Origin of the sequence: Paenibacillus sp. 7516 (genome assembly GCF_002272715.1) — a bacterium.
Classification (GTDB): Bacteria; Bacillota; Bacilli; order Paenibacillales; family Paenibacillaceae; genus Paenibacillus; species Paenibacillus illinoisensis_A.
Genome location: NZ_NPBI01000041.1, coordinates 104,636 through 114,563, shown reverse-complemented (window position 1 = coordinate 114,563; position 9,928 = coordinate 104,636). Strand labels below are relative to the sequence as shown.

General features: G+C 45.1%; 12 protein-coding genes. 10 read left to right on the top strand and 2 right to left on the bottom strand.

Translation table 11 applies throughout. The annotated features are described in order from the left end of the window. Nucleotides 1-234 precede the first annotated feature (234 nt). Nucleotides 235-414 carry a hypothetical protein gene (locus tag CHI14_RS27760; RefSeq protein ID WP_095293248.1) on the bottom strand — a complete coding sequence of 60 codons (180 nt, stop codon included), beginning with the start codon at nucleotides 412-414 and terminating at the stop codon, nucleotides 235-237. Between the two features lie 322 nt (nucleotides 415-736). Here CHI14_RS27760 and CHI14_RS27755 point away from each other — a divergent pair, with 322 nt between their 5' ends. After that, nucleotides 737-1,102, top strand: coding sequence for a FlxA-like family protein (locus CHI14_RS27755; protein WP_095293255.1), 366 nt, complete (start codon nucleotides 737-739; stop codon nucleotides 1,100-1,102). 134 nt (nucleotides 1,103-1,236) lie between these two features. Here the strand turns inward: CHI14_RS27755 and CHI14_RS27750 are convergent, their stop codons facing one another. Beyond that, nucleotides 1,237-2,592 (bottom strand): MATE family efflux transporter, encoded by a 1,356-nt coding sequence (locus tag CHI14_RS27750; protein WP_095293247.1) that lies wholly within the window; start codon nucleotides 2,590-2,592, stop codon nucleotides 1,237-1,239. A gap of 167 nt (nucleotides 2,593-2,759) precedes the next feature. On the opposite strand from CHI14_RS27750, the gene CHI14_RS27745 reads away from it, so the two are divergent. From CHI14_RS27745 to CHI14_RS27705, 9 genes are all read left to right on the top strand, one after another. Beyond that, complete coding sequence (locus CHI14_RS27745) at nucleotides 2,760-3,494, top strand: class I SAM-dependent methyltransferase (protein WP_095293246.1); 735 nt, start codon at nucleotides 2,760-2,762, stop codon at nucleotides 3,492-3,494. A 191-nt stretch (nucleotides 3,495-3,685) separates the two neighbouring features. Beyond that, nucleotides 3,686-4,264: an RNA polymerase sigma factor gene (locus CHI14_RS27740; protein WP_095293245.1), complete on the top strand. Its 579-nt coding sequence runs from the start codon at nucleotides 3,686-3,688 to the stop codon at nucleotides 4,262-4,264. Continuing rightward, nucleotides 4,261-5,511 carry a hypothetical protein gene (locus tag CHI14_RS27735; protein WP_095293244.1) on the top strand — a complete coding sequence of 417 codons (1,251 nt, stop codon included), beginning with the start codon at nucleotides 4,261-4,263 and terminating at the stop codon, nucleotides 5,509-5,511. The genes CHI14_RS27740 and CHI14_RS27735 overlap by 4 nt, the downstream gene beginning before the upstream one ends. Before the next feature lie 57 nt (nucleotides 5,512-5,568). Next, entirely contained in the window at nucleotides 5,569-6,027 is a 459-nt protein-coding gene (locus CHI14_RS27730) for a 2-thiouracil desulfurase family protein (protein ID WP_095293243.1), read from the top strand. Nucleotides 6,028-6,277: 250 nt separating this feature from the next. Further along, nucleotides 6,278-6,934: an NAD(P)H-dependent oxidoreductase gene (locus CHI14_RS27725; RefSeq protein ID WP_481856462.1), complete on the top strand. Its 657-nt coding sequence runs from the start codon at nucleotides 6,278-6,280 to the stop codon at nucleotides 6,932-6,934. 193 nt (nucleotides 6,935-7,127) lie between these two features. Next, nucleotides 7,128-7,502 carry a MarR family winged helix-turn-helix transcriptional regulator gene (locus tag CHI14_RS27720; protein WP_349290402.1) on the top strand — a complete coding sequence of 125 codons (375 nt, stop codon included), beginning with the start codon at nucleotides 7,128-7,130 and terminating at the stop codon, nucleotides 7,500-7,502. 116 nt (nucleotides 7,503-7,618) lie between these two features. Beyond that, nucleotides 7,619-8,200, top strand: a complete 582-nt coding sequence (locus tag CHI14_RS27715) for an NAD(P)H-dependent oxidoreductase (protein WP_095293240.1) — start codon at nucleotides 7,619-7,621, stop codon at nucleotides 8,198-8,200. 92 nt (nucleotides 8,201-8,292) lie between these two features. After that, complete coding sequence (locus CHI14_RS27710) at nucleotides 8,293-8,604, top strand: ArsR/SmtB family transcription factor (RefSeq protein ID WP_095293239.1); 312 nt, start codon at nucleotides 8,293-8,295, stop codon at nucleotides 8,602-8,604. Between the two features lie 160 nt (nucleotides 8,605-8,764). Beyond that, nucleotides 8,765-9,799, top strand: a complete 1,035-nt coding sequence (locus tag CHI14_RS27705; RefSeq protein WP_095293238.1) for an LLM class flavin-dependent oxidoreductase — start codon at nucleotides 8,765-8,767, stop codon at nucleotides 9,797-9,799. Nucleotides 9,800-9,928 lie beyond the last annotated feature (129 nt).

Here is a 9,928-nt window from a genome sequence, read left to right as displayed (position 1 = left end):
AAAGAACCACTGCCGATGATATTCGGTGGTGGTTTTTATTTTATATTAGGATCAGTCGTCAGATTGAGTACTCGTATAGTTCTAGAAGAAGGTACTATTCTATTTGAATAGTGCCTTCTTTCTTATGGATTTGTAAGAACATTTGTAGATAGGATTAAATAGTTAAATTTATTCGTTTACAATTTTACTTAAGAGGTGGAAACACCTCGTGTCCCTCTATCACTTCTTATATGTTTAAGACCAGTTAGCAGCCTGAGGCTCTTTTTTCTTGCGGAGATTGAGCAATTGGAAACGTTTGATGCGCTCCTTTTTCTGATTCTCTAATAATTGTTTAACGCCTCTAATCAGAAGCCGATATCTTAATTCATCATCATGCCCAAGCTTATGCATTTCTTCGAAGTATGCCTTGTCCATTCGTTCATGCACCATCCAATCAGGTTAATCATTCAACTGTACCATAGCGATCTATACAAATTTTGAACAAGTATGGCCTCTCATCATAAGGGAAGGCTGCAATTACATAAAAAATGAATGAACAACGAATTAGCAAGTATTGCGACCGAATAATAACGCTGCAGTGCAAACTATAATCAGGGTTACAAATAAGGAGACAGTTAAATTACTGGTGATAGTAACTGGAGGAATTCACAATCGCATTCAGCAACCTTTCAGCCGAATTTAACGCTAGCATCATCTGGTAGGGATATAGTGGATAGAGAAAGAGAGGCGAATGATGATGAATATATCTTCAACAGCAAGTTCAGCAACATCGTACATATCCACATCCTCAAGTTCTGCTAATACCAGTACACTGGAGAAACAAAAGGCGCAGCTAGAAGCGGAACTCCAGAAAATATCGTCCAGCAAGGATGATGAAAAGACGAAAGAAACCAAAACCAAGCAGCTGCAGCTGCAGATCAAACAAATTGAAGCACAAATTACTGGACAGAGCTCCCAAGGAGGCGGGGCAACAAACGGTACCACAGGCTCTAAAGAAGTTCCTCCAGCTCAACCACCTTCCACAGGGATGAACGTTGCTACGGCCAAAGAAATTGCGAACGCAACAACGGACAGCAATGGCAGGTTCGATATTCGAATATAGTTGGGGAAAGTGGGTTAATCCCAAAATTAAATTAATTAATTGGCTTTCTATGACATTCAACTGAATATGGTATGGAGGCAAGGACCTGTCTAATCCATGGATTAGGCAGGTCTTTTTAAGTGTAAAGTTAAATTCTACTCAATCGTCAGACTATGAATCCTCTCCGAAACAGTACGTTTTCTATAATAAACAGCGATGGTCACAAGAACAAGCATCTCAGAGAGAGGGACAGCAAGCCAGACACCTGTTACGCCCCAGAAAGATGGAAGGACTGCAATGAATGCAATCATGATGATCATCTCACGTGCAGCTGTGATCCAGATTGCCATTTTGGCATTCCCCACCGATTGGAAATAGGTGCTCATGACAAAATTGATCCCCATAAACAGGTAGGCAAAAGTAAATATTCTTAAACCGTACACAGCATTGCTTGTGACACTCTCGCTGAAGCTTCCGAAGATCTGAACGAAGTAAGGTGCTCCCAATTGCACAACAAGCAGCAGTATGACACCACAGGCCAGAGCCGTTCTGGAGGCTATGCGAATGGTATGTTTTTCACGCGCCGTCTGTTTGGCTCCATGATAGTAACTAACCAGAGGTTGGGCAGCAGAAGCCAGACCCAGAAAAGCGAGCAAAACAACACCATGGATATAATTCAGTACCGTAAAGGATGCTACACCATCCGTACCTGCAATCCGGCCCAGTGAGATATTGTGTGAGATGGAGAAGACAGACATGCCGAGTTCAGCAAGAAAGCTGGGAAAACCAATAAGAACAATGGTTCCGAGCAGTTTGGTATTCCATTTGAACCGAGTGAAGACAAGATTATTGGATTTTTTGAAAAAGTGAGACAACAGGACAAGCAGGGCTAGGGATGCCGAGACGATTGTACCGATGGCCACACCTTGCACACCCCATTCGAGTACATATAGAGTCATATAATTAAGAACGATATTAGCTACGGCAAATGTGATCTGTGCGTACATGGAGGTGTTGGGATCACCGTCGTTACGGACAAAGATAGTCAGGGCATTTTCAATGGTGAAGACAAACCCGAACAACAGCATGATGTTTATATAGTCTGCGGCATATGGGAACGTTTCTGCATTGGCGCCCAAAGCATAAACCAGTTGGTCCTTGAACGTGAACGCGGTATATCCTATAGCCATCGTAATTAACAGAATAATCGTGATTGATTTTGTGAATATTTGTTTGGCCGTGGTCATATCCCTTTGACCCATATAGTTGGAATACAGGGTAGCTCCGCCCATGCCGATCCATAACGACATTGCTACGAAAAGGGTGTATACCGGTGAAGCAATACCAATTCCGGCGAGCGCAGTGGATCCAAGTTTGTGCCCTACCATAATGCCATCAATAATAAAATTAAAAGCAATGACCAGCATCCCAAGTATGGATGGCACAAGGTAGCTTACAAAAGCTTTTCCTACGGATTGCCTTTCGAGGGGATGCGTCCAGTTCGTGTTCATAATAACCTCCATATAATAAACTGAATGTTCATTCTGTAATAAATAATACTGAACGTTCGTTCTGTATAATAACACGGGATGAATTTGCTTGGCAACTTTTCCTCGAGAACCTCGTTTATGTAGTAGAGTTACTGTGGTCTTTTCTTAAAAAAGGAGGGAGCTGTTGTATGAAGCAGAACAAATATGATGAGGCAGAATTTTTCAGGAACTACAGTCAGATGCCTCGTTCTACTCAAGGGCTTGAAGCGGCAGGTGAGTGGTATAAGTTGCGAACCATGCTACCAGAGTTAAAGGACAAAAATGTACTGGATCTGGGCTGTGGCTTTGGCTGGCATTGCCGGTATGCACGGGAGCAGCAGGCCAGATCAGTTATTGGCGTGGACTTATCTGAGAATATGCTGCAGCGTGCACGGGAGATGACGGACGATTCTCGGATTGAGTACAGGCATATGGCCATTGAAGATATTGAATTTGCCCCTGAACAATTCGATGTGGTCATTAGCTCGCTTGCGATGCACTACATTGAACATTTGGACCAGGTGTTTGCTCAAATCCATGCTTGCCTTGTCCAGGGTGGTACATTGGTATATTCAGTGGAACATCCGATCTTCACAGCTCGTGCTGCGCAGGATTGGCACTATGGGCCTCAAGGTGAGATTATGCATTGGCCTGTGGATGACTATCAGCTGGAGGGAAAGCGTGTTACCAATTTCCTGAATCAGGACGTGGTTAAGTACCACCGAACGTTGGCAACGCATCTGAATGAACTGATCCAGGCGGGATTTGTGATTCAGCAGGTGGCTGAGTCCAAACCCTCACCTGAGATGATGGATCAAATCCCGGGTATGCGAGACGAGAATCGCCGTCCCATGTTTCTCATGATCGCAGCGGTTAAAGCATGAGATATCTGTAAAGTAGACTAGAAAGGTTAGTGCTAGGCAGCATAGCCTGGATATGGCTTAACCAGTAGGTTCCGATTGTTGGAACCCTGCTGGTTTTATTTTATTTAATTTTAGAAAAGGAAATGAGAAAATGATCGGATCGGGAACCACACTGGAAATGATACAGTCTTATTAAGTGAGGTGAACATCCGTTGGAATATCAATTTCTGGCCCAGGCCCAGACGATCGACAATTACACACTCAGCAGCATGATGGATGACTATGGGAATGATGTGTGGAACTATGCTTACTTTTTGACCAGAAGTACAGAGCAGGCAGATGAAATATCACAGCAAGTATTTATTCGGGCATACTTCGGGATCAAACATTTTCGCGGGGAGTGCTCCCTGAAAACCTGGTTGCTCACCATTACTAGAAATACAACATTTACATACCGGAAATCGAGGTTTTTTCGCAGCAGTTTATGGGGGGAGTCGCTATCGCTTGAATTGGAGCAGGGACCTTCACATATTCGTGAGATGACGCCTGCACAATATGCCCATCCCTCAGCTGAAGCCGAGGTAATAAGTAGGGAGCATGTACATGAAATATGGGACATCGTTATGGCTCTGCCGGATAAGTTCCGTGAAATCTTGTTGCTGCATCTGAAATACGAGCTCACCATGAACGAAATTGCGGAAATGTTGAGAATCAGTAAAGGTACAGTGAAATCGAGGTTATCACGGGGCAAAGATAAAGTGCGGAAGCAATGGGAGGAGAGAAATAGATGAGGTTCAAGGATGAGGACTGGGAAAAAGAAATCCGCAAGGAGCCGTTTGCATCGTCTCCTTTTCAAGAGCAGCACAAGCAAAATGTACTTCGTCAGGTGGAATGGATGAAAACGGGTGAGGAACATGTAAATGATGCTCCAGATCACAAACAGAAACAACAGATTAAGAAGCGGAACCGTCGCACTGTTCGTTCACGTCCCCGGAAAGTTGTTGTAGTGACAACGGTTGCGGTAGTAGCTGCAGCAGCTATCATATGGAATGGACAGGTTCTGGAACCCATTGTAGAGAAGGTGTATCCTGTATCTGCTCTGCAGCTCTCGGATGACCCTAGCATGAACCTGCTAACGAGCGAGATGAAACACACTGTGGCTGTGACGATGAGAGACTATCTAGGTAAACAACTGGAAGTCCATTACGCTAAGAAAGGGCCAATTACCGGTTGGGTATATGTCGAGGCTGGCGATGTGAATAAATCAGAGTATGCCAAGATGTGGCTGGATGGGAAGACTGGAGCACTGGTGGAAGCTGATATGCGAAGTGAGTTGCCTGGGAACGAGCTGGAGCACCGATTTTTGCGTCAAGTCCCTGGGCTTCTTAAAGGAATTAACAGTGATCCAACGCTGAAGCCAATCTCAGCCAGACGTTATGTGAAGATGAAGCAGGGGCAGGAGAAGCCTGTATGGTTCACCACATTATTTTTGGAAAATGGGAAGGGCAGTGGCAGCATTGAGTGGACACGAGATGAAGCAGTTTCGGTGTCTGGTACAGTGAGTAGCGACACAGTGTCAACAGATCTGATAACCAATGCGAGTAGTACGATTGAAGCCTTGTCTGGTGAGCCAGCACCTGCTTTGAAAAGTGTAACGTTTACTCAAAATGATAAACAGCTTGAGGAAACAACGGACCTGTATTTTGGTCATCGATATGTGGTAAGTCGTGTTGGTGGGAGATTTGGCAATGAATATACTGTAATGGATTTTCAGAGGGTGGTTCCAGATTTCGTCACCATAGAGGATCATGAGCAGTACATTGAGAAATTACTTACCTTGGACGAAGAAGAAATAAGGCAGAATGCAGCACCCATAATCCAAAAAATGTTCGGTATTGATCTTGATAAATATGTCTTTGAGCGGGATACAAACAATATTGGCATGGCAACATTCCGCTTGGAAGAGATGGCCAATACGATTCAAGTTCGTTATGAAGAAGATGCACGCATTACCATGATTACAATATCAGATCTTTAAGTTTAATCCGTATGGTACAATCCTAATAGCTGAGGAGTTGAACATAAGGAGAGAATAATGAAATATTTGGTGAGTTCATGTCTGGCAGGAGTAGCTTGCCGTTACAACGGAACAGCGAGTCTGGATGAGAAGATTCAGGAGCTCGTAGCGCAAGAACAGGCCATGATGGTCTGTCCGGAACTGCTCGGCGGATTCTCCACCCCGCGGGAACCGGCAGAGATTATCGGAGGTACTGGCAAGGATGTGCTCGCAGGCACAGCGAAAGTAATTGAGAGAAGTGGCAGGGACGTTACAGATCTGTATATTAAGGGAGCCTATCAAACGCTGGAATGGGCCAAAAGACTGGATGTTACTTGTGTTGTGTTGAAGGAATTCAGTCCTTCCTGCGGCACACAAGCCATCTATGATGGTAACTTCGCTAATCACAAGGTACAAGGTGAAGGCGTCACATCCGCTCTGCTTCGGCAAGAAGGCTATGAAGTTATTTCGGAAGTTGAATTCATGGAACAATTGTAAAGCATACAAGGTATGGAACAAGCCGCCCAGGAGAATAATCATATTTCTGAAGCGGCTTTTCTCTTTGTAACGACACAATACTTACTTTTAAATACTGAGCAACAATAATGTGCGTACTTTTAATTTGTGGTTATAGATTCTAAACTAATACTTAAGCAAGTGAGAAAATAATGAAGACACCGAGAGTCAGCTTACCATTCAATAATAAAAGAGAAGGACGTGGAGTTTTATGGAGCCTACAACACAAGCAATGAAAAAGGAAGAAATTTTGAACGCGTATCATTTCCGGCATGCAACGAAGGTATTTGATGATTCACGCAAAATTACAGCGGAGGATTTCGAATTTATTCTGGAAACAGGAAGGTTATCACCGAGTTCGATCGGATTCGAGCCATGGAAGTTCTTGATTGTGCAAAAACCGGAGCTCCGCCAGCGCTTGTCTGAAGTATCCTCTGGAGCGCAGAAGCAATTGGCGACGGCGAGCCATTTCGTGGTCATCCTGGCCCGGACCGATGCGAGTTATAACTCTCCTTATGCGGAGTACATGCTTAAAGAGATTAAAGGCATGCCGGATGATGTGTTTGAGTTAACAAGTGCGGCATATGGAAATTTTCAAAACAACCAGCGTTTGCTTGAGAACCCAAAAACCCTATTCGATTGGGCCTCCAAACAGACTTACATTGCACTCGGCAATATGATGACCTCGGCAGCTCTTATTGGCATCGATTCTTGCCCGATTGAAGGTTTCAGCTACCAGGATGTACATCGTATTCTCGAAGAAGAAGGTTTGCTCGAAGATGGAGCGTGGGACATTTCGATGATGGCGGCTTTCGGCTATCGTGCAGAGGAACCTAAACGCGAAAAGTCTCGGCAGCCTCTGAACAAGATTACACAATGGATTGAGTAAATAAAATCAACCGAAGTAAGCCTCGGTTACCTCCCTGTTACATTAAGGAGGTAGCAGGGGCTGCTTTTGCAAATGCCAACGCTTATATAGAACGTTGATAGAAATGACACTTGCTTATACATAGATATCTATGTATAATGAGGGCATGCCAAAATATAATGCAATTGCACTTATCGCAAGGATCAGGGATCATGTGAACAAACGCATTGTTCAGGAACTGGAGCAGCATGACGTTACGGGGATTGTCCCATCCCACGGTGACATTTTGATGTTTTTGTACTGTGAAGATTCGCTGTCCATCAAGATGCTGGCTGAACGTGTCCATCGCACACAACCAACAGTTACCGTGCTTGTGAACAAGCTGGAGAAGCTGGGTTATGTGGAACGCAGCAAGAGTGCGGAAGACAGCCGGGTGACGTTGATTCGTCTCACAGAGCAAGGACGGCAGCTGAAGCCCATTTTTGAACAGGTATCGGAAACGATTCAGGACATGGTCTATGGTGGAATGACAGATGAGCAAGCGGAACAGCTGGAAAGTCTGTTGATTGGAATTGTCCATAAGCTATAAAAAAAGAAAAAAATTTTTTTGGACGAAAACATAGATGTCTATGAATGAGTCTAGTAAGTATCCATTGCTTCAATATGCAGCAACATAATATAACAAAAACCTGGAGGTAATTTATTATGAAACATCTTATCGTATATGCACATCCCCACGCAGACAGCTTCAATCGCGCCATTCTGAACACAGCTGTAGAAGCACTTGAAACCCAAGGTCATGAGGTTGTTGTTCGTGATCTGTATGCCCTGGAATTTCAGCCTGTATTGAGCGCAGCTGACACGGCATCCATGCGTGCAGGACAGAATCCACAGGATATTGCGACAGAGCAGAAGTTTATTACGGATGCCGATGCAATTACGTTTATCTACCCAATCTGGTGGACTGGGCTGCCGGCAATTTTGAAAGGGTACGTTGACCGGGTATTTGCATATGGTTTTGCTTATGCTTCAGGCGAAGCAGGAATCGAGAAGCTGTTAACAGGTAAAAAAGGACTGATTATCAATACACACGGAACGCCTAGTGACATATATGACCAAATTGGCATGACTGCCGGCATGAAAATGACTTCCGATGTCGGAATCTTTGATTTCGTAGGAATTGAGTCCGTGGATCATTTGTTCTTTGGCAGTATCGGATATCTGGATGATGCAGCTTATCAATCCATGCTGGAGCAAGTGAAGCAAACGGTAAGCACCAAATTCTAACGAAGACTAATGCAACAATTGGCAGGTCGATTCGCATAATGAATCGACCTGTTTGGTTTGCAAAATACAAGAAAGGGGGTATAATCTTACCCATGGAACCTATACTCATATTTAAAGCTTTGTCCAACGAGACACGCAGGCAGATACTGTCATGGCTCAAAGATCCGGAAGAGCATTTCTCACCTCTGGAATTGTCCCAGCATCCCGATGGAGGGAAGAGCGGGATCTGTGTCGGAACCATTCAGATGAAGGCTGGATTGGCTCAATCCGTCATATCCAGTTATTTGCTGACCATGCTCAAAGCCGGGCTGCTGCTCTCCGAGCGCAGGGGCCAGTGGACGTATTATCGCCGCAACGAAGAAACCATTCGTCAATTTGCCGAGTATGTACAGCACGAGTTATAAAGCCGGACGCCAGGACGGAAGCAAGAATGCAGCAGCAGGCGGGGATTCCGTCCGGATGTAAACGGCGAAGAACAATGCTGTTACTCCTATTTCTATGTGTTTTTACATCTATATATCTGGATATACAAAAATATATCTCACCAAAGGAGAACTTCTCATAATGACTACTGATAATCAAGCTTCATCCCATAAACAACATATTAACGACGTTAAGCTGTCCATTCTGGATTTGGCTCCAGTCGTTGTAGGTGCCACACCTGCGGATGCGCTCCGCAACAGTCTGGATCTGGCACAGCATGCGGAGCGCTGGGGATACCATCGCTACTGGGTAGCTGAGCATCATAATATGCCCGGTATTGCTTCTTCTGCTACATCGGTAGTGATCGGATACCTGGCAAGTGGCACGAATACGATTCGTCTCGGTTCCGGTGGCATCATGCTGCCCAACCATGCACCACTCGTTATTGCCGAGCAGTTCGGAACACTGGAATCCCTGTATCCGGGCCGTATCGATCTTGGACTGGGCCGTGCACCAGGTAGTGACCGCCGTACATCTCTTGCACTGCGCAAAGATCTGAACAGCGGAGAAGACTTCCCGGAATTGCTGGCTGAGCTTAGAGCGTACTTTGATGCATCTGCTACATCCTATCATGCACCTGTTCGTGCGGTGCCGGGTGAAGGGTTGAACATCCCAATTTACCTACTCGGTTCCAGTGATTTCAGTGCACGTTTGGCAGGGCGGCTTGGATTGCCGTTTGCATTTGCCAGCCACTTCTCGCCGGATTATACTCGTATTGCTCTTGAAACATATCGAAGCAGCTTCCAGCCTTCCGACACACTGAAGGAGCCGCATGTTATTGTAGGTGTGAATGCAGTTGTTGCGGATACGGATGAAGAAGCAGCTTGGCTCGGCACAACAATGCAGCAGCAGTTCCTGAACATCATCCGCGGGACGACAGGACTGGTACAACCACCAGCCGATATGGAAGGCAAATGGACCGACCGCGAGAGAGCTGGAGTAGAACAGACGCTGAAAGCTGCCGTGAACGGCTCACCTGAGACGGTACGTGAACAGCTTGAATCCTTTATTGCACAGACACAAGCGGATGAGCTTATTATTACATCCATGATTTATGACCATCAGGCACGTCTGCATTCTTATGAATTGATCGCACAATTGGCGGGTAAAGCATAACTTCAACAGCACATGAACAAGGATTAGAATATCGGATTCGATAACGGGTCGCCCTCGCAAGAGGCGGTCCGTTTTTGCTTATCAAGAACTCATCCCAATGAATATATGAGGCAGTTCTGATTTTTTAGG